21 protein-coding genes, 1 tRNA gene and 2 pseudogenes are annotated in these 19,138 nt (G+C 30.1%); 21 read left to right on the forward strand and 3 right to left on the reverse strand.

The features are described 5' to 3' along the window. The first annotated feature begins 47 nt into the window (after nt 1-47). The gene (locus tag ABXG81_RS04735) at nt 48-656 is read left to right on the forward strand and encodes a DNA-3-methyladenine glycosylase (protein ID WP_117522241.1); all 609 of its coding nucleotides are present in this window, start codon (nt 48-50) and stop codon (nt 654-656) included. A gap of 205 nt (nt 657-861) precedes the next feature. Here ABXG81_RS04735 and ABXG81_RS04740 read toward each other — a convergent pair whose 3' ends face one another. Then, a complete protein-coding gene (locus ABXG81_RS04740; RefSeq protein ID WP_117522242.1) occupies nt 862-1,608 on the reverse strand; it encodes an NADPH-dependent oxidoreductase in 747 nt (248 codons plus the stop codon). Nucleotides 1,609-1,672: 64 nt separating this feature from the next. Between ABXG81_RS04740 and ABXG81_RS04745 the strand changes: the two genes are divergently transcribed. The 19 genes and pseudogenes from ABXG81_RS04745 to ABXG81_RS04835 all read left to right on the forward strand — a co-directional run bounded on the left by ABXG81_RS04745 (nt 1,673) and on the right by ABXG81_RS04835 (nt 17,347). Beyond that, nucleotides 1,673-4,027 (forward strand): ATP-dependent DNA helicase, encoded by a 2,355-nt coding sequence (locus tag ABXG81_RS04745; RefSeq protein WP_117522243.1) that lies wholly within the window; start codon nt 1,673-1,675, stop codon nt 4,025-4,027. Beyond that, the gene (rlmD, locus tag ABXG81_RS04750) at nt 4,005-5,375 is read left to right on the forward strand and encodes a 23S rRNA (uracil(1939)-C(5))-methyltransferase RlmD (protein WP_353528396.1); all 1,371 of its coding nucleotides are present in this window, start codon (nt 4,005-4,007) and stop codon (nt 5,373-5,375) included. The genes ABXG81_RS04745 and rlmD overlap by 23 nt, the downstream gene beginning before the upstream one ends. Nucleotides 5,376-6,340: 965 nt before the next feature. Then, nucleotides 6,341-6,598 carry an AbrB/MazE/SpoVT family DNA-binding domain-containing protein gene (locus ABXG81_RS04755; protein WP_353528398.1) on the forward strand — a complete coding sequence of 86 codons (258 nt, stop codon included), beginning with the start codon at nt 6,341-6,343 and terminating at the stop codon, nt 6,596-6,598. A 110-nt stretch (nt 6,599-6,708) separates the two neighbouring features. Beyond that, nucleotides 6,709-7,722, forward strand: a complete 1,014-nt coding sequence (locus ABXG81_RS04760) for an alpha/beta hydrolase (RefSeq protein WP_353528399.1) — start codon at nt 6,709-6,711, stop codon at nt 7,720-7,722. Nucleotides 7,723-7,940: 218 nt separating this feature from the next. Continuing rightward, nucleotides 7,941-8,402 carry a flavodoxin gene (locus ABXG81_RS04765; RefSeq protein WP_353528401.1) on the forward strand — a complete coding sequence of 154 codons (462 nt, stop codon included), beginning with the start codon at nt 7,941-7,943 and terminating at the stop codon, nt 8,400-8,402. Nucleotides 8,403-8,524: 122 nt separating this feature from the next. After that, nucleotides 8,525-8,686, forward strand: coding sequence for a hypothetical protein (locus ABXG81_RS04770; RefSeq protein ID WP_180753986.1), 162 nt, complete (start codon nt 8,525-8,527; stop codon nt 8,684-8,686). Beyond that, nucleotides 8,667-9,322 (forward strand): annotated as a pseudogene (locus ABXG81_RS04775) (DNA-binding protein). Before ABXG81_RS04770 ends, ABXG81_RS04775 begins: the two are co-directional and overlap by 20 nt. 145 nt (nt 9,323-9,467) lie before the next feature. After that, nucleotides 9,468-10,049 (forward strand): ATP-binding cassette domain-containing protein, encoded by a 582-nt coding sequence (locus tag ABXG81_RS04780; RefSeq protein ID WP_353528403.1) that lies wholly within the window; start codon nt 9,468-9,470, stop codon nt 10,047-10,049. A 60-nt stretch (nt 10,050-10,109) separates the two neighbouring features. After that, nucleotides 10,110-10,303 (forward strand): annotated as a pseudogene (locus tag ABXG81_RS04785) (DNA-binding protein); the annotation flags it as partial. Between the two features lie 18 nt (nt 10,304-10,321). After that, a complete protein-coding gene (locus tag ABXG81_RS04790; RefSeq protein ID WP_316116666.1) occupies nt 10,322-10,471 on the forward strand; it encodes a hypothetical protein in 150 nt (49 codons plus the stop codon). Between the two features lie 90 nt (nt 10,472-10,561). Next, nucleotides 10,562-11,002, forward strand: coding sequence for a hypothetical protein (locus ABXG81_RS04795; RefSeq protein ID WP_353528405.1), 441 nt, complete (start codon nt 10,562-10,564; stop codon nt 11,000-11,002). A 465-nt stretch (nt 11,003-11,467) separates the two neighbouring features. Beyond that, complete coding sequence (locus tag ABXG81_RS04800) at nt 11,468-11,731, forward strand: hypothetical protein (RefSeq protein WP_316115986.1); 264 nt, start codon at nt 11,468-11,470, stop codon at nt 11,729-11,731. A 547-nt stretch (nt 11,732-12,278) separates the two neighbouring features. Continuing rightward, nucleotides 12,279-13,571, forward strand: coding sequence for an O-acetylhomoserine aminocarboxypropyltransferase/cysteine synthase family protein (locus tag ABXG81_RS04805; protein WP_316115987.1), 1,293 nt, complete (start codon nt 12,279-12,281; stop codon nt 13,569-13,571). Between the two features lie 153 nt (nt 13,572-13,724). Continuing rightward, nucleotides 13,725-14,093: an EXLDI protein gene (locus ABXG81_RS04810; protein WP_353528407.1), complete on the forward strand. Its 369-nt coding sequence runs from the start codon at nt 13,725-13,727 to the stop codon at nt 14,091-14,093. A gap of 150 nt (nt 14,094-14,243) precedes the next feature. After that, the gene (locus tag ABXG81_RS04815) at nt 14,244-14,417 is read left to right on the forward strand and encodes a hypothetical protein (protein ID WP_316115989.1); all 174 of its coding nucleotides are present in this window, start codon (nt 14,244-14,246) and stop codon (nt 14,415-14,417) included. Between the two features lie 252 nt (nt 14,418-14,669). Next, on the forward strand, nt 14,670-14,891 hold the full coding sequence (locus ABXG81_RS04820) for a polysaccharide biosynthesis C-terminal domain-containing protein (protein WP_257877076.1): 222 nt from the start codon (nt 14,670-14,672) through the stop codon (nt 14,889-14,891). A 29-nt stretch (nt 14,892-14,920) separates the two neighbouring features. Continuing rightward, on the forward strand, nt 14,921-16,093 hold the full coding sequence (locus ABXG81_RS04825) for an iron-containing alcohol dehydrogenase (RefSeq protein ID WP_287526566.1): 1,173 nt from the start codon (nt 14,921-14,923) through the stop codon (nt 16,091-16,093). An 11-nt stretch (nt 16,094-16,104) separates the two neighbouring features. After that, the gene (locus tag ABXG81_RS04830; RefSeq protein ID WP_353528410.1) at nt 16,105-17,037 is read left to right on the forward strand and encodes a serine hydrolase; all 933 of its coding nucleotides are present in this window, start codon (nt 16,105-16,107) and stop codon (nt 17,035-17,037) included. Between the two features lies 1 nt (nt 17,038). Next, nucleotides 17,039-17,347, forward strand: a complete 309-nt coding sequence (locus ABXG81_RS04835; protein WP_353528412.1) for a DUF4298 domain-containing protein — start codon at nt 17,039-17,041, stop codon at nt 17,345-17,347. Nucleotides 17,348-17,419: 72 nt separating this feature from the next. Here the strand turns inward: ABXG81_RS04835 and ABXG81_RS04840 are convergent. Continuing rightward, a tRNA-Lys gene (locus ABXG81_RS04840) sits at nt 17,420-17,495 on the reverse strand. A 47-nt stretch (nt 17,496-17,542) separates the two neighbouring features. Further along, entirely contained in the window at nt 17,543-18,451 is a 909-nt protein-coding gene (locus ABXG81_RS04845; protein WP_117521699.1) for a C39 family peptidase, read from the reverse strand. 122 nt (nt 18,452-18,573) lie between these two features. On the opposite strand from ABXG81_RS04845, the gene ABXG81_RS04850 reads away from it, so the two are divergent. Further along, nucleotides 18,574-19,077 (forward strand): QueT transporter family protein, encoded by a 504-nt coding sequence (locus tag ABXG81_RS04850; RefSeq protein ID WP_117521698.1) that lies wholly within the window; start codon nt 18,574-18,576, stop codon nt 19,075-19,077. Nucleotides 19,078-19,138 lie beyond the last annotated feature (61 nt).

Consider the following 19,138-nt stretch of genomic DNA (forward strand, 5'->3'; position numbering starts at 1 on the left):
TTATATGATAACATATATATGAGATCATAAAAAATAAAAGAGGGAAAATGATAGGAAAAGATTTTTTTAATAGAGATACTTTAACAGTGTCAAAAGAGTTGTTGGGAAAAATAATTGTTAGAAATACTAATGGAATTACCTATAAAGCAAAAATTGTAGAAACTGAAGCATATCTTGGAATAAACGATAGAGCAGCTCATACTTTTGGTGGAAGAAAAACTGACAGAAATAAAATTATGTATGAGAAAGCAGGTACTATTTATGTTTACCAAACCTATGGTATCCATTATTTGATGAATTTTGTAACACTAGATGAAAATTTTCCAGAGGCAGTCCTTATTAGGGCCATTGAACCATTAAATAAAATTGATAATATAAGCATTAATAGATTTGGAAAAATTTTTAATAAATTAAATAATTATCAGAAAAAGAATCTTACAAATGGTCCAGGGAAATTAACTCAAGCTTTAGAAATTAATAAGGATCTTAATGGATTAGATCTTTTTTCTGATAAAATATATTTAGAAGATAATTCTTCAGATTTTAATATAGTTGTTGATAAAAGAATAGGTATAGATTATTCTAAAGAAGCAGTAGATTATCCTTATAGATTTTATATAAAAGATAATTCTAATGTTTCTGTATTAAAAAAATAAGATGGTTCTATCCATCTCAGAGCGTAGACAAAGTCAGTTTAATAATTCATTAATAATTCAAAAATAAAATTACGCTATAACCCATCTCGACTAAGTGAGTGAAACGAACGCATGGAGAGATCTCATGAGATTTCTCCACTCCTTGCACTCGGTCGAAATGGGCAAATTTTTAGTTTGTCAACAGTCTGAGATGGTTCTATCCATCTTATTTTATAAGGAATCCTTGATTTATAAGAGTATTAAATATCTTATCTCTATTTGCAATCAGCTTGCCTTGTTTTTTAGGTATTTGTCTAGAGAATGAATCGGATCTTCTATTTGAATCTCTTAAATCATAATAAGTTGTCATTTCTTTATCATAATCTGAAATTTTTTCATTATAATTATCAAAAATCTCATAAGAATTTTCAAAATTCTTGAGTTTGATATCCATTCTTGGCTTAAGTTGAGGTTGCTGATTAGGATAACCGAACCCCAACCCTACAGCTGGAAATGTTAGTTTAGGAAGTTTTAGTAGTTCAATAACTTTAGAAGTATCATTATGGATATTACCGAAATAATTGACACCAAGCCCAAGACTTTCGGCAGCAACTGTAACATTCTGGGAAGCTATCATTGCATCGTTATAGCCTTGCATAAATTTATCAAAACCAATCATTTCATCATTTTCTTCATTATTTTCTTTTGCTATTTGATAATTCCTATATAAATCTACTACAAAAACCCACAAGTAAGGGGCACGTGCCATGTATTCTTGATTGCCATTTATAGCCAGTTCATCTTTAAGTTTCTGATCTGTTATTCTAATTATACTTAAGAGTTGCATCCCATTACTAGTTGGTGCTCGATTAGCAACATCAAGTAGGGTTTGAATAGTATTATCATCAATTTTTTCATCTTTAAACTCTCTTATTGTTCTATGATCAAGTTGTTTGTTTATAGTTTCATTCATAAAATCCTCCTAGACTCTTTATCAATTTATACCCTAAAAAGGTATACTAGTAAAAGGTGATAAAATGCTAGTTAAAATTTCAGTAAGAAACCTTATAGAGTTTGTTATGAGATCTGGTGACGTTGATAACAGATTCCGTGATAATACTAGAATGATTGAGGGAATAAGAGCTCATCAGACGATACAAAAAAAATATGGTAAAAATTATAAGAAAGAATATTCTCTTAAAAATACGACTACCATTGATGAAGTTGAATTTAGAGTAGAAGGTAGAGCTGATGGGCTAATATCAGAAAAAGATGGTTTTGTCATAGATGAGATAAAGTCTACCACTAGAGCTTTATCAGAAATTGATGATAGTAATAAACTTCATTGGGCACAGGCTATGTGCTATGCATATTTTTATGCCTTAGATAATAAGCTTAAAAGTATGTCTATAACTTTAACATATGTAAATATTGATGATTATTCTACAAAAATATTTAGAGATAAATTTAGCTTTGAAGAACTCAAAGATTTTTATTATAAACTTTTAGAAGAATATTTAAACTTTTCAAAAATTCTTGCGATTAATAATCAAAAGAGAAATGATTCTATAAAAAAATTGGATTTTCCATATAAAGAATATCGAAAAGGTCAAAGAAAAATGTCTGTCGCAGTTTATACTGCAATTTTAGACTCCAAAAAACTATTTGTAGATGCACCTACTGGAATTGGCAAAACGATATCTGCAGTATTTCCTTCTATAAAATCTATGGGGGAAGATCTATCTGATGAGATTTTTTATCTAACTAGCAAAAATACTCAGGCTAAAGAAGCTCTAAAATCAATAAATATCCTTAAGAATCAAGGACTATCTATAAAGGCTTTGTCTATAACTTCTAAGGAGAAAATCTGTCTTAATGATGAAGTTAAATGTAATCCAGTAGATTGTCCATTTGCAAAAGGGCATTTTGATAGAATAAATGGAGCTCTTAAAGATATATTAGAAAATGAAGATATTATGGATTATAATATAATAACTTCTTATGCAGAAAAACATAGAGTGTGCCCATTTGAATTTGAACTAGATATCTCATCTTATGCAGATTTTATAGCTTGCGATTATAATTATGTTTTTGATCCAAATACTTATTTGAAGAGATTTTTTGATGATGTAATAGATAGGTATATATTTTTAGTTGATGAATCTCATAATCTATTAGAAAGATCACGCGGCATGTATAGCTTTAGTTTTAGTAAAGCTAGTTTTTATCAAATAAGCAAAAATATAAATATTAAAAGAAATAAAAAGATTAAAAAAATAATAGATGAAATAATAGAAATATTCGATAAAATTTATGCTAATCATGGTAAAAAACTATATTACTATCAAGAAGAGCTTATTGATGATTTTGACAAAGCCTTTATAAAACTTTTAAAGCCATTGCAAAAATATTTAGTAGATCAAAAAGAAGATCCTTTGTATGATACTCTTTTGAATTTGTTCTTTGATGTAAATAAATTTTTTAGGATAGAGGATAGATATTCTAATGGATTTTACAGTGTAATCTCTTATGACGAAGATAATGACGATATAATTTATCAGATAAAATGTATTGATCCTTCAGAAGTTTTAGCTAATACGTATAAAAACGCAAGATCTACTGCATTTTTTTCAGCAACCCTTTCTCCTATGAATTACTTTACTAGGATGTTTGGAGCAGAAGATAGCTTAAAACTTAAACTGGATATGCCTTTTGATGATAAAAATTTTGATCTTTACATTCGTGAAATAAGTACTAGATATAAGGATAGAGATAGAAATATTGGCATAGTAAGTGAAACTATAAATGAATTTATAAACTCAAAAAAAGGTAATTACTTTATATTTTTCCCTTCATATTCTTATTTATCAGCCGTCTATGATGATTATATAAGTAGATTTGACGATGATATAACTACCCAAGATAGATTTATGAGTGAGAAAGAAATTACTAAGTTTTTAAAAAAATTTGAAAAAGGATCTAATAGAACTGCTTTTGTAGTACTTGGTGGAATTTTTTCTGAGGGAGTAGATTTGGTAGGAGATAGGCTAATAGGTTCTATGATAATTTCTGTAGGTATGCCAGGAGTTTCGGATGAAAGGAATCTAATCAAAGAATATTTTGATAAAAGACAATTGAGTGGATTTGATTATTCCTATACTTATCCAGGAATAAATAAAGTATTTCAAGCTGCTGGAAGAGTTATTCGTAGTGAGAATGATAAGGGAATAATTTATCTTGTAGATGATAGATTTAATTCATATAAATATTACATGCTTTATCCCAAGCATTGGAAAAATAAAAATATAAAAATAGTGAATGATAGTAAGACTTTTAATAAAGAAGTAAAAAGCTTTTGGGAGGAACTAGGTGAGAAAAGCAAAGACAAGTGAAGTGACAGTCTATGATATGAGATATCCAAATATATCGATTGGTAAAGATGAAAATGAAAATATAGTTGAATTTAAGGGAGGTCTTCTTGGACAAAAATGTTTAGTAAAAATAACGAGAAATAGAAAAGATCTCAAAAAGGGCAAATATTTAAAATTAATTGAGAATTCATCTCTAGAAAATAGTAGAAATCATTGTTCAGTAGCAGATATTTGTGGTGGATGTGCTTATCAAAAGCTTCCATATGAAACAGAATTAATGCTTAAACTTGATATGATAAAAAAACTATTTGCTGATAATAATATAGATTATGACGGTGATATTTCTATAAATAGGTCTCCAATAACAGAAGGCTTTAGAAATAAAATGGAATACACCTTTGGAGATAAGGAAAAGGGTGGAGATTTAGTTTTAGGATTGCATAGGCAAAATAGGTTTTATGAAATAGTAGACACTATAGTTTGCAATGTAATAGATGATGATTTTAACAAGATAAGACTTGCTGTTCAAAATTATTTTAGAGAAAAAAAGACAAGTTTTTATCATAAGTCACGTAGAGAGGGTCTACTTAGACATTTTATAATTAGAAAAGCCTTTAGAACAAATGAAATCATGCTAATACTCGTAACTACAAATGAGGATAGCTTTGATGATATGAGAAAAAAACTATTTGTAAATTATCTAACAAATATAGAATTAGATGCTGATATAGTTTCTATATTTCATGTTATCAACGACTCCCCAGCAGATGCAGTAGTTCCTGAAAGAGTTGAGTTACTTTATGGTAAAGAGCATATCACAGAAGAGATGCTAGGACTTAAGTTTAATATTTCTCCATTTTCATTCTTCCAACCAAATGTATTTACTGCAGAAAAACTATACAAGAAAGCCTTTGATTTTGCAGAAATAGATGAGAGTATGAACATATTAGACTTATACTCTGGAACAGGAACCATCACCCAAGTAATGGCAAGCCGAGCAAAATCTGCTACAGGTATAGAAATAGTAGCAGAAGCAGTCGAAAAAGCAAAAGAAAATGCAGGATTAAATGAAATTGAAAATATAAATTTCTTATGTGGGGATGTCTTAGAAGAAATTGAAAATGTAAAGGGAAATTACGATGTAGTAATCCTAGACCCACCCAGAGCAGGCATAATGCCAGAAGCTCTAAAAAAAATAATCGCTATAAATCCTAAGAAGTTTGTATACATATCATGTAATCCTAAAACACAGGTAGAAAATTTAAAGGACTTTATAGCAAATGGATATGAGATAAAAAAATACGAAATAATAGACCAATTTCCCAATTCTAGACATGTCGAGAGTGTAGTATTGATGTCAAGAAAATAAGATGATGGGTTATAAGACTGTTGAAATCAATGGCTATTAGGATTTTTAAGAAAATCTTAAAAGCCATTTTCTATTTGGGAAACACCTTTTGGGAACAGTTAGAGTGTAGATTATAACAGGATATGAAGACACTATGGATATTTTATGTGGAGTGAGCAGGGTGGATACTATTAGGCTGCTCATTATAGATTAATAATATATGAAACTTCAAGCTATATGAATGGTTATAGTAAATTAATAAAATAGATGACCTCAATAAAATGTAAAAATAGCCTGACCAGAATAGTTGTTAGAGAAGACAATTATAATACAAAATAGATATAAGTTGCTGTTTTGTGTTATAAGAGACAAATAAGATATAATCTAACTACCAGATGTAGAGACGATAGTATTGATGTCAAGGTGAGGGACTGAACTGTATAGAAAAGCCTTGAAATAAACGGGTTTTGATGGTATTGCCAAGAAAAAGTGCATCATCGTAATCTCATTTTTAGATCTTTTAAAAACAGTTCTGTCTTCCGGAAATGTAACTATGGAACTGCTTTTTGATGTATTGAGACTTCAGAAATGTAGTCGGAGGTGGCTTTGGAGATATTCAGACAATAAAACTGTTTGCAATTGTATATTTCTCGACAAACGGGTCAGGTAGATTACTGAATACACTGAACGTCCGGTCAGACGACTTAGTGAAAAGATTACGGTTTACGATGAGAAATAGGCTGTGGAATTCAAATCAGGCCTTGCGATAAAAGGAGATGGATGAAAAGAATATATTAAAATAGGGCACCTCGTCAGGAAATGGCGGGGTGATTTTTTGTAAGAATACTTTAAACATAAAAAGCATATGAAATTGCTACGGCATTGTCGAGTGGTATTAACATATTTTTACTTGACAAGGCAATAACGCATGATATAATTAGTATGAAATGTATAACAAAGAATACTAACCTTCAAGGAGATAAAATATGAAAAAAAGCAAGCAATATCATAGTAACTTGGAATATGAGAATAAAACTGAGAAAAACGAACAGGGGTTTTATGCATGGACTGCAAAAGTTGGCACTAAAGGACAGATTGTAATTCCAAAAGAGGCAAGGCAATTGTTCCATATCGAAAGCGGTGATACAATCCTCCTGCTTGGTGATCAAGATCAGGGAATAGCATTGATAAGCGGTGATAAAATGGCGGAGATGCTACAGGCAATTAAGGGGCAAATATTATAAAACGTATGAAACGATTAAAAATCATTATGGTTGTTTTGATAGGGATAGTTATAATTTTAGTGGGCTTTGCATATCGAACGATTTACTTTGACTATGGAAACGATCTGTTTATGAAGAAAAAAGGGAAGCAATTAGGATTTACAGAAAAAGTGTACAAAGCGACCGATGGCAGTGAGATATCATACTTAGAAGGACCTGATAATGGGGAGCCGCTTTTACTAATTCACGGTCAGATGGTATCAAAAGAAGACTATGCAAAAGTTTTACCGAAACTCTCAAATCATTTTCACATCTTTGCAGTAGACTGTTACGGACATGGGAAATCATCTAAAAATCCAGACAAATATCAGCTTATTCCCATTCGTGATGATTTGATTGATTTTATGAGAGATGTAATCCGTGAAAAAACATTTCTTTCGGGGCATTCTTCCGGAGCTTTAATATGTGCGGCCGTAGCATCAAAAGACAAAGAACAGGTGAAAGGACTTCTACTTGAAGATGGACCTTTCTTTTCTACGGAGCCGGCTAGAGCAGGAAATACTTTTTCTTATCTTGAGTTTAAGACGATCCATGATTTTTTTTCGCAGCAAAAGGAGAAGAATTATACGAGATATTATCTTGATCATACTTACATGAAATCGCTTTTCAATAAAGATGGAAAAGATAATTGGGACTTTATAATCAAAAATCCTTTTTCCGAGAGAATCAGGGAAAATAGTGGTAAAATGCCAATTGTTTGGTATTATCCTCCTGAAATCGGCCTGAATGGAATGATATTCTTAACGCGTAATATGCAGGACGGAACAGGGAACTATGATTTAAGGTTTGGGGAGACTTTTTACGATTTTTCCTGGTTTTATGGAGTTGACCAGAAAAAGATGTTGAGCGAAATAGAATGCCCGACGATTATTCTTCATGTTGCGCCTTCAAAGGAAACTGCGCCGAGCTATTATGATAATAATGGAATACTGCTATCTGCCATGGACGAAAAAGATGCAGAAGAAGTTCATACTTTAATCAAAAACAGTACGCTTAAATCTGGTTATGAATCAAGTCACGATATTCATGCTGACTTACCGGAACAGTTCGTTGATGCAATGATGGAGATGAAGCAGCAGAAGTAGCGGATATGCCCATTGAACGGGCATTGACATTTACCCGGAAACATCATTTTTCTATTTGAAAAATACCTCGTGGGAACAGTTCAAGTGTAGATTATTGCAGGGTGTGTAGACACTATGTATATTTTGGGTGGAGTGAACAGGATGGATAACATCAGGCTACTTATCATATAATAAAAATGATATAATAGTAATTAGGTTGAATTAAGGAGATAATTATAATGAGTCCTTTGGTTGTATATTATTCATATTCAGGAATAACAAGAAGATTAGCAGAAGATATTGCGTTGATTACTGATGGAGATTTGAGAGAGCTGAAGCCACAAAAGCCTTATTCATTCTCATATAATACAGCTGTAAAAGAAGCGAGAGAAGAAATTGAAAAAGGATATTGCCCACCTCTTATTCAAGGGGCGGAAACTATTGAAAATGCAGAGGTGGTTTTCATTGGTTCTCCTAATTGGTTTAAAACTTTTGCCCCACCCGTGCTATCGTTTTTAAGAACGGTTGATTTAAGTGGAAAGACAATTATTCCGTTTTGCACGCATGGCGGAGGTGGTTTTGGGAGAATGATTGAAGATTACAAAAAGGAATGTAAGAATTCAATTATTAAAGATGGAATAGCGTTAAAAGGAGATTACAGTTTTGATGAACTAAAAACATGGTTAGATAGTAATTTATGAATCCCAGTTTATTAAACTCAAATAACCAAATAAAAGATACAAGATAGCAATTCACGAAGCAGTAAATCAAATCGGTTTACTGTTTTTTTATTGCTTAAAATCAAGAAGAAAGGACAAAGAAAATGAAAAACATAGAAGAAAGAATTTTAATGGCAGAAGAAGAAATCAAGCAGTTACAAAATAAAAGAAAGAAGCTCATCAGTCAGCAGAAAGAGGAAGCACGAAAAAAGAGAGATAGACGGCTTTATGAAAAAGGAGGAAATTATGGAATACAAAGATATTAGAGAAAACTTAGAAGAAATGATGAATGATAACTACAAGGATTTTATAAAAGCACTTGTGAGCATAGAAAAAGGTGTTAATGATGAAAAAGCACTTGAAGAAGTCTATGTTTTATATATAAACAATGACACAACAGGTCTACTAAGTGATGACTTTGACTATATGATTGATGATATGAAAGAACAAGGTAAGATTGTTGAAAATGTCAGTGATATTGAAGGAAAAGACGATCTTATAAATCTTGTGGGTAATATAGCTGGAAAAGTAGAAAATCTTGAAAGAGAAAATGCTAATGGAGAAAAGTTCAAAGTAAGCAACTTTTCTCTTGTTTCTAAAGATGACGATGGAAATAAAGTTTATACCAATTGTTCAGCCTATGGAGATAAGACAAAAGATTTGGAGAGCCTTAAACAAGGAGATTTTGTTAAAATATTTGGTCAAGTAAAAACAAGCATTGATAACAACGGAAAGGAACATAAAAATGTTCGTATTTTGTCTTCTAAGCTCTTAAAAGCAAAAGAACAAGAAAGAGTCAAGACAAGGATAAAAAATCCATATTAGGGCAAATAAAAAGCTTTAAGACAGATGACAAAGCTAAGTCAAACAAGAAAGACCATAGCAAAGGTACAGAGAGATAAATATCGGCAGTCTTCGGACTGCCTTTATTTTTTTGATCAGTTTAACGCAGTAAATCATATAATTGAAAGGAATCTGTGTTATATGCTATAATTAGGTAAATAATCTATATATTTAGAAAGGTAAAATATAGAATTGGAGAAAGATATGGAAGAAAGTGAAATTTATCATCCTTCTTTCGATATAGATTTTTTGTATTCTTATGATTTTAAAACTATCAAGCTAAGTGATATTTCTGCTATTAAGACAGAAAATGAACTTGAATATCTAAAAAAAGAACTTTCAACTCAAGTACGTGAAATAATAGTTGTCGATATAAATAGAGTTGAATCACAAACGAACTGTGTGAAAGTGATAATTCCTGATTTGGAATTTAATCTAGGTCAGGGAAAAGAATTTGGAGATGAAGATTTATCAGGTGGCCAGTGGCAAAGTCTTGCCATAGCAAGAGGCTTTTATAAGGATGCAGGATTAATTATTTTGGATGAACCCACAACCGCAATTGATCCAATCAAAGAGGATAGTTATTATTCACTGTTCCAACAAGAACTAAAGGACAAAACAGCAATATTGGTTACTCACCATTTGGCAAGTGTAAAAATTGCTGATCGAATTATCTATTTAAAGGATGGAAGAATAAAAGAAGAAGGAAGCTTTGAGAAGCTTATGTCGATGAAGGGTGAGTTTTATAAATTATATTCTATTCAAGCAAATAAGTATAAAAAATAAATATTAAATTGAGTATTTGTAAAATAATAGTAAAGAAGAATGGGCTTAATAAGCACTATTTTTGTTAAAATCTTTGGACAGGTAAAAACAAGTATTGATAACAACAGGAAAGAACTTAAGAATGTTCGTATTTTGTCTTCTAAGCTCTTAAAAGCAAAAGAACAAGTAAAGGTCAAGATAAAGATAAAAAGTCCATACTAGGGCAAATAAATGATTTAAAAAGTAAAGATAAGAAAAAGACAAAAAAGACATAATTTGCAAAGGAGGATAAGATGGACGATAAGATGGGAAAATGGATCGGTATAGGTCTGATACTAGGAACAGCTATCGGTGTAGCTACAAAAAATATAGGACTTGGCGTAGGTATTGGACTAGTACTGGGAGCTGCTATTGGAGCTTCAAAACAAGAAAAGAAAAAGTAATAAATCTATTTATTAAATGCAGCTCATGCTAGTGAAAATTTAATTGATTCGTATCATGAGAATAAGCGAGATATTAATTTATCAAAAAAATTGACATATGAAAAAGATTTTATTGAAGAAATTTTTAGAATTATTGAAACTACCCCAGATAATCAACTAGAAAATATGTCTGAAGAGCAGTTAATAAATTATTTTAATACTAAAATAGAAAAAATAGAGTTTAGAGCTGAGGAGTCGAAAAATTTTATAACGCCATATGGGTGGTGGGAAAATACAAAGTGTGGTGCCGCTATAGTAGCTGTTGTTGGAGGAACAGTTTTTGCAGGTGCAAAATTATTAAAGTTAAAAAAATATATAAAAGCTTTAGGAGGAGTTAAAGAAGCAGCATACTTATACTTCTACTATGGACAACTACCAAAAGAAGGAGCAAAAAATTTAGCAGAAATGATTTTGGGCATAGATACAATAAAAAGTCAATGTGGAGGTTTACTTAGTGAAAGTAGAGATAGGATAGAATATATAGCATGTTAATAGTATTAGTATCACTATTAGTTATCGTATCTATTATTAAAAATTATGATAAATATAAGATTATGAATAAAATGCTTGTGCCTATAGAGACTTTATTAAACATAATTACAATAACTTTGATAAGTGCTAATAAGATAAATATCACTATAAGCTTAGTATTATCTAATATAATATTATTAGAGTTATCTCAGTGTATATACTATCATTCACTATCTAGCGAGACTAGTAGATTAAAATATCTTTTATACATAAATAAAATAGTATTAATAGTTATAATATTCCTACTCTTAAATAAAATTTACTAAAAATTGATTAGTCAAGTATACAATGAAAGTGTGAAATCCATATTACAATTTTAATTACTTAAGAGATGTTGGGTATTTAGATGAATATGGAAACTATTATATAACAAATAGCTTATTATTAGAAGAAAGAGCTAATGATGGAGATGAAAATGCAAAAATCTTGCTTGATTTGTATCCTGAACGACAAAACAGAAGCGCTAAAAATTTCGAGGTATGTATAGCAAAAGACTATTTTGGAGTATACATAGATCTATTAAATGGCAATTTATGGAATGCATTTGTTGGATATGTTAACGGAAAAGTGTGGATAGAAGCCGCTAAGATTATTTTAAGTATAGCAGGAAAATCAGCATCCAAAGCAAATGTTGTGGCTACAGCTGGACAGTTAGCTGTAGCTGCGTATAATTGTAGAGGTGAATGGTAGTATAAAAAACATATTTAAAGTTGTTATATGGTAATCAGTCAGAAATTTAAACTTCTGGCTGATTTTTTTAGTATGTTCGGTATCGTATACTTTAAAAGATGAAAATCACTCTATGTTGTATTTTTTTATTCAATTTATATCCTTATGTAAACTTTATTTGTATATTTATTTGTATAAAAGGTTGACACTAACAAACAAATAGGATATTATACATGATAATAAAAAAGCAAGGAGGTCAAACATGTATTATAATCATTCAAATAACAAAATGATGGGTATGATGCACATGATGAATTCATGGGCAGGCTTTCTTGTACCCAAAAATTATTAATTTTGGGATTAGACCACGAGGAGCCTGATGGCTCCTTTTTTTTATGGATTGGAGCTTTTTATGACATACAAAAAGAGATTAAGGAGCTTTAGATCTATCCTTTGGGATGAGCGAATGTATCTCCTTAATATTTAAAAATTAAAAAAAGAAAACATACATTTATTACCAAAAAATTATTAATAAATATTATATAAAAGACTTAAGGAGAAAATTATCATGACCAAAGAACTTAACCAAGTAAAATTTGAAACACTAGCCCTACATTCTGGGCAAGAACAAGCAGACACTGCAACTGGGGCCCGTGCAGTTCCTATTTATCAGACTACTTCTTATGTATTTGAAGATACCGATCAAGCAGCAGAACGTTTCGGACTTAAAGATGCGGGAAATATTTATGGAAGGTTGACTAATCCTACAGAAGAAGTTTTGGAAAAACGTCTTGCTGCCCTAGAAGGAGGAAGCTCCGCCTTGGCTGTTGCTAGTGGTGCAGCAGCTATAACTTATGTTTTTCAAGCATTGGCACAAAAAGGGGGACACATTGTATCAGCAAATACTATTTATGGAGGTACCTATAATTATCTATGCCATACTTTCCCTCTTTACGGAGTAGAAACTACTTTTGTAGATCCATCTCAATCGGAAAACTTTGAATCAGCAATCAAAGAGAATACAAAGCTTATATTTTTTGAAACTTTAGGCAATCCAAATAGCAATATAACAAATATTGAAGAAGTGGCTGCGATTGCCCATAAATATAATATTCCTCTAGTTATCGACAATACCTTTGCTACTCCTTACTTGCTTCGTCCTATAGATCACGGTGCAGATATTGTAGTTCACTCTGCTACTAAATTTATCGGTGGTCATGGGACTAGTTTAGGTGGTATAATTGTAGAAAGTGGAACTTTTGATTATACTTCTTATAATAAATTTAAAAATCTCTCTACACCTAACGAATCGTATCATGGAGTTTCCTTTACTAAAGATGCGGCACCAGCACCTTTGACCACATATATTCGTGCAATTCTCCTCAGAGACACAGGAGCATGCATATCTCCATTTAATGCTTTTTTACTTCTTCAAGGAGTAGAAACTCTATCTTTACGAGTAGAGCGCCATGTTGAAAATGCACTAAAAGTAGTATCCTATCTAGATAAGCACGAAAAAGTAGCTAAAGTAAATCATCCTTCTTTAAAAGATCATCCTGATTATGATCTTTACCAAAGATATTTTCCTCATGGGGCAGGTAGTGTCTTTACTTTTGATGTATATGGTGGAGAAGAAGAGGCGCGTACTTTTATTGATAATCTAAAAATATTTTCAAATTTAGCAAATGTAGCAGATGTAAAAAGTTTGGTAATCCATCCAGCTACTACAACTCACTCCCAATTAAGCGAACAAGATTTAGAGAGTCAGGGAATAGGTAAAGCAACTATACGTTTGTCTATAGGAACTGAGCATATTGATGATATCATTGGAGATATAGATCAAGCACTAGAAGCTATCTAGATATTAGAAAGTGAGATGTTTATAAACTTTGTTGGATTTAGTGATGTTGGAAATAAAAAAGCATCTAATTTATCTTTGATAATGTAGCATAGCTATGTCGCTTGGATGTGGGTATAGTTACATTGAAAAAATTATAAATTGTGGGAGATTTCTATGGAATATAAAGAAATTAAATTAAATATTTCAAATGATAAAATTAGTGATTATAAAGTATTTAAAGGTATAAAACTATATTCTGAAATTTTTAAATCTGAAGATGAAAAGAAACTAATAAATAAAAGAGTATATATAACTCAAAAAGAAAATTATGTCTATTATGAAAGAACCGATATAAATTGGAACTATTGGTCAGATAAAACAAAATATGATTTAAGTTTTGACTTATCTGACATAAAACATGACATAATATTTAAAGTTTCGCCAGAACTAAATAATTTTTCAGAGTATTTAGATCAAGAAGTAATTAGAAAAATTGGGACTAAAGAAAAAAATGGAGAAATAGTAGAAATATTGGATATTTAATATATTATTCCGTATATTAATAATAGTAAAGTTTAAGACTTTAATCTATGAAAAAATAACAGATATAATAGATAGTTTGAAACGCCCCCATACACAAAGGCTATTTGTGTATGGGTATTTTTTTTGTTTTCTTGCATGAAAGGAGAGTTCGTGAAAGAAAGTAAACTTAGCGAGGCTTTCTTTAAATATGTGACATTGAATATTTTAGGACAGATTTATACTCTTTTTGATGCATTTTTTGTTTCTAAATCATTAGGTGCAGATGGATTAACTGCATTGAATTTAGCTTACCCTGTTTCTGTATACTTAATGGTATGGGGTTAATGCTTGGTATAGGTGGGGGAAATTAAGTATTCTATATTTAAGAGTCGTGAAGATTATGAGGATGCAGATAAAATTTTTACAAATACTATTTATATTGTTATTATTTTTGGAATTTGGTTTGTTTTAATTGGACTGTTTTTCTCAAAAAAGTTGTGGCTTTATTGAAAGCAGATGAGGAAGTTTTTGATCTAGCATATACTTATGTAAAAGTTCTATTATTATTTGCTCCGTTTTTATAACTAATAATATTTTATAAGAAATGATGGTAATCCTAAATTATCAATGCTTATAATGATAATAGAGAGCTTATCAAATATTATTTTAGATTATATTTTTATTTTTACTATGAATATGGGAATATTTGGAGCTATACTAGCGACTTGTTTTTCACTAATCATTCTCCTAATAATGGCGTTACATTATATATTTAAAAGGAAAAATAATTTTCATATACAGGATAAATTGGGTAAATAGCATTGTATAAAGGAAATAAAGGAGAAAAAATGCAAGATTTTATTTTTAATATATCAACTAAGATTTTATTTGGAAAAGATCAGCTTAAAAATCTGCCAGGAGAGATTAAAAATTATGGTAATAAGGTCCTATTAGTTTATGGAAGAAATAGCATAAAAAAAATTGGACTTTATGATGATATTATTAAATTATTTGAAAAAAGTTCAATCGAAATATTTGAACTTCCAGGTATAGTACCTAATCCAAGAATTGATAAAGTTCGTGAAGGTGTAAAAATTGCAAAAGAAAATGACATCGATTTTATACTTGCAGTAGGCGGTGGATCAACTATTGATTCTGCTAAGTTAATTGCAGTTGCTGCTAAAACTGATTCTGACCCTTGGGATATTGTCATAGGAAAAGAAAACCCTAAAGATGCAATTCCTCTAGCAAGTATATTAACTCTTGCTGCTACAGGTTCAGAGATGAACTCTGGTTCAGTAATTACAAATGAAGAAACTGGTCAAAAACTAGGATGGGGATCAGAGTATGCTAGACCCAAATTTGCCCTTATAAATCCAGAATACACTTACAGTGTAAGTGTATATCAGACTGCTGCTGGTACTTGCGATATAATGAGCCATACAATGGAGAATTATTTTACACTAAATGATGGGGCTTATCTTGAAGATAGATTTGCTGAAAGTATCTTAAAAACTTGTATGAAATATGGCCCTATAGCTATTAAAGAACCTAATAATTATGAGGCACGTGCAAATCTTATCTGGGCAAATTCTTGGGCTATAAATGGTTTATTAAATGCTGGAAAATCTACAGCTTGGTCAGTACATCCAATGGAGCATGAACTTTCTGCATTAAGAGATATAACTCATGGAGTTGGTCTTGCAATACTTACTCCATACTGGTTAGAGTATTGCTTAGATAATGAAAGAAGTGAAAAAATCGCTGAATTTGGATATAATGTTTTTGATATAGAAAAAACAGAATCTACTTTTGAGGATGCGAAAAAGGCAATAGAATCTTTAAGAGAGTTTTTTATTTCATTAGGAATTCCTGAAAACTTACAAAAAGAGGGATTTAAGAAAGAAGATTTACCTATTATGGCAAGAAATTGTGTTAATAATAGACCAAAACCTGAAATAAATGGATTTAAAAACTTAAAAGAAGAAGATATTTTAAATATTTATAAAATGGCTTTTTGATGAAGGAATTTATGTTAGATTTAGAAAAAATAGCTAATGAGATAATTAATAAAGAAGATTCTGCTGAAAGTATAATTATATTTGATAATAAAACTGACCAATATATTGATTTTTCAAATGATAATGTATTTGATGTCAGGTCTATATCTAAAACAGTGTTAGCTTTAGCTTGTGGAATTTTAATAGAGAAATCTAATAATGATTTTAATGAAGAAACTTTAATTTATCCTATACTAAAAGATAAGATAAATCTTAGCAATACGAAGAATCTAAGGTATCTTAAAGAAGTAAAAATAAAGCATCTCTTAACTCATACTACAGGATACAGGGATTTAGTATTGATGAGTAAAAATATAGATCCTAAGGACTACGATGGTTTATTTGATTATATAATAAATTATCCAATATATTCTAAACCTGGTAGCTACTTTTTATATTCTAATGCAGGATTTTATTTATTAGCAGCAACAATGCAAGAATATTTGGGGTATAATCTTTTTGATTTTATAGATGAAAATTTATTTAATCAACTTAATATAAATGATGCTAAATGGGAAAGATATGGTGATTATCTAGCAGGAGCAACTAAGGTTAATCTTTGTGCTAATGATATGCTGAGCATAGGCAAATTATTAATAAATAATGGTAAATTCAACGGAAAACAAATTGTTAGTTGCAATTGGATAGAAAAAATGACAAGACCATTGTTTAAAAATCCTAATGAGACTAAAAGAAAATTTTTATCAGAAGATAATTATGGTTATGGTATCTGGATATCTGATAATGAAGTAGTATTTGCATCTGGAACTGGTGGACAGCTAATTGTTTTACTTAAAAAGTTAGGGATCTTAATAATAACAACAAACAGTGGTTCTGATAATAAAGGTTATGAGATTAAGGATGATATTAATAAAATAATATCTATGATTAATGAAAGGCAATAAAATGAATTATGAACATATAAAAGAATATACAAAAATATATGAAGAACACCAAAAACTTTTAGAAGATCTTTCTAAATCATTAAAAGAGTTTAAAGATCACCAAAAGGATTTTGAAAAATTAGAAAAATATTATTATAGTGAAGATTTTATAAAAGATCATGATGCATCAAATAAAGGAGAAATTCCAGATGATATAAATCAAGGTATTCTAACTGAAGATGCCATATATGATTTACTAGGAGATAATTATTATATGGCGCGTGAGCTTTTAGATCTTGCAAATTATATGATTCAAGATAAGGATAATTAGTATGAGTGTAAAAACTCATACTATTTTTGTGCAAAAAAATAGAGAGTTAATAAACTCTCCATTTTAATTACTTGGTGCACCATCAGAGACTCGAACTCTGGACACCCTGATTAAGAGTCAGGTGCTCTACCAACTGAGCTAATGGTGCGAAGTGAATACTTATATAGTATACAACTTCATTTTGAACTTGTCAAATTAATATATTTGCCACATATGAACTATTTGATCACTTATCTCATCATATGTCCAAGGACGCATAGTATTTTTTACACTATTTGGATCATTTATAAGGAATTTTCCATCTTTATAAGAATCTATTACAAAAATATGACCAAATAGTGTAAAGTAACCCTTTTTTACTGAAACTATTATAGGACCATTTTTTAGAGCTTCTTTCATTTCATTTTCATCTAAGTTTATATCTTTAACAGCATAGTTATATTTTTGTGCTTCTTGAGAAAAAAATTTCCAAGCTATACCTTCACTTGTCATATAATTTTTTGCATCTTTTGCTATTATGTCAGGTGTTATATTAGGATCATCTTTTAATCTCGATAATACCATTGATACAGAAGTTGGACCACATCCAGATATACCTATGTTTCTATCTCCAAGATCTAAATAAGCCCATCTATTATCCCATTGTATGTAATAAGGAGTTTTTCGATTTAATTTTATAGATTCACCTGGAGTACTTATAAAGTCTGTTTCTCCATGATTCATATTATAAACGAATTCTATGGTGTCTGTGTCATTACCTGTAAGATAAGCTTCTACATTAGTTATATTGTAATAGTTATCATAAACCCATTTAGCTTTAGGGTCGGTAGCAGCTTGTTTCTCAACATTTTTAATTATTTCTTCTTTTACATCTGATTTTACTTTTGGAGTAAAATTTATATTTTCATTTTCTATTGCAGTATCTATATTTTTTACGATAGTTGATTTGTCTCGGTTTATAAAAGTGTTTATCGCAAGTTCATTAATATCAGATATTATATTCATATTTTCTTGATCAATTAGTTCTTCATCATTACTTTTAAAGCTTGTTGAACAAGAAGTTAGAAGTAAAGTCAAAGGCACTAATAAAATTTGCTTTTTCATATCAATACTTTACTCAAACTTTGCTAAGCTTCAATAATCGTTTGGAGTGTTTTAAAATTAAGGTATATTTACAAGGTAATGTTTCTTGGCACCCATTATTAAAAAAATATCAAGGAGAAAAAATGAATAAAGACAAAAGTAAACTTACAAATGATACTAGATATCTAGTTGGATCAGCAGTAGTAGCTGCCTTGTATGCAGTATTAACCTTAGTTATGCCTATGCCGCAATATGGACCTATTCAATTTAGATTTTCGGAAATCTTAGTTTTATTGGTATTTTACAATAAAAGATTTATACCAGGTCTTGTTTTAGGATGTGCAATTGCAAATTTATTTAGCCCTATGGTATGGTTTGACTTAATATTTGGAACGCTTTCTTCTTATGTAGCTTTCAAACTTATGGAGAAAACAGATAAATTATTTATAGCATCTCTATTTCCAGTATTAATGGTATCTGTTCCTGCTATTGGAACATATATAATTTTAGATAATACTGGCGCTTTTATAACAATGCTATTTTCTTTTATGGCTAGTGAATTTATTATGGTAAGTATTATAGCTGTGATAACTTTTAAAATATTAGAAGATAATAAAGGATTTATGAAATATATTAAAGAGTTTTGATATATTTGAAAATAATACTTTTTGATGTGAATCTTTAAAACTGATAAGTACCATCTTGCTG

It is taken from the genome of Anaerococcus nagyae (assembly GCF_040364225.1).
Classification (GTDB): Bacteria; Bacillota; Clostridia; order Tissierellales; family Peptoniphilaceae; genus Anaerococcus; species Anaerococcus nagyae.

Excerpts from the sequence above, each read along its gene's own strand:
- ABXG81_RS04735 (WP_117522241.1), top strand. The coding sequence starts at position 48 with ATGATAGGAAAAGATTTTTTTAATAGAGATACTTTAACAGTGTCAAAA.
- ABXG81_RS04740 (WP_117522242.1), bottom strand. The coding sequence starts at position 1,608 with ATGAATGAAACTATAAACAAACAACTTGATCATAGAACAATAAGAGAG.
- ABXG81_RS04745 (WP_117522243.1), top strand. The coding sequence starts at position 1,673 with ATGCTAGTTAAAATTTCAGTAAGAAACCTTATAGAGTTTGTTATGAGA.
- ABXG81_RS04755 (WP_353528398.1), top strand. The coding sequence starts at position 6,341 with ATGAAAAAAAGCAAGCAATATCATAGTAACTTGGAATATGAGAATAAA.
- ABXG81_RS04760 (WP_353528399.1), top strand. The coding sequence starts at position 6,709 with ATGAAGAAAAAAGGGAAGCAATTAGGATTTACAGAAAAAGTGTACAAA.
- ABXG81_RS04765 (WP_353528401.1), top strand. The coding sequence starts at position 7,941 with ATGAGTCCTTTGGTTGTATATTATTCATATTCAGGAATAACAAGAAGA.
- ABXG81_RS04770 (WP_180753986.1), top strand. The coding sequence starts at position 8,525 with ATGAAAAACATAGAAGAAAGAATTTTAATGGCAGAAGAAGAAATCAAG.
- ABXG81_RS04780 (WP_353528403.1), top strand. The coding sequence starts at position 9,468 with ATGGAAGAAAGTGAAATTTATCATCCTTCTTTCGATATAGATTTTTTG.
- ABXG81_RS04790 (WP_316116666.1), top strand. The coding sequence starts at position 10,322 with ATGGACGATAAGATGGGAAAATGGATCGGTATAGGTCTGATACTAGGA.
- ABXG81_RS04805 (WP_316115987.1), top strand. The coding sequence starts at position 12,279 with ATGACCAAAGAACTTAACCAAGTAAAATTTGAAACACTAGCCCTACAT.
- ABXG81_RS04810 (WP_353528407.1), top strand. The coding sequence starts at position 13,725 with ATGGAATATAAAGAAATTAAATTAAATATTTCAAATGATAAAATTAGT.
- ABXG81_RS04825 (WP_287526566.1), top strand. The coding sequence starts at position 14,921 with ATGCAAGATTTTATTTTTAATATATCAACTAAGATTTTATTTGGAAAA.
- ABXG81_RS04830 (WP_353528410.1), top strand. The coding sequence starts at position 16,105 with ATGTTAGATTTAGAAAAAATAGCTAATGAGATAATTAATAAAGAAGAT.
- ABXG81_RS04835 (WP_353528412.1), top strand. The coding sequence starts at position 17,039 with ATGAATTATGAACATATAAAAGAATATACAAAAATATATGAAGAACAC.
- ABXG81_RS04845 (WP_117521699.1), bottom strand. The coding sequence starts at position 18,451 with ATGAAAAAGCAAATTTTATTAGTGCCTTTGACTTTACTTCTAACTTCT.
- ABXG81_RS04850 (WP_117521698.1), top strand. The coding sequence starts at position 18,574 with ATGAATAAAGACAAAAGTAAACTTACAAATGATACTAGATATCTAGTT.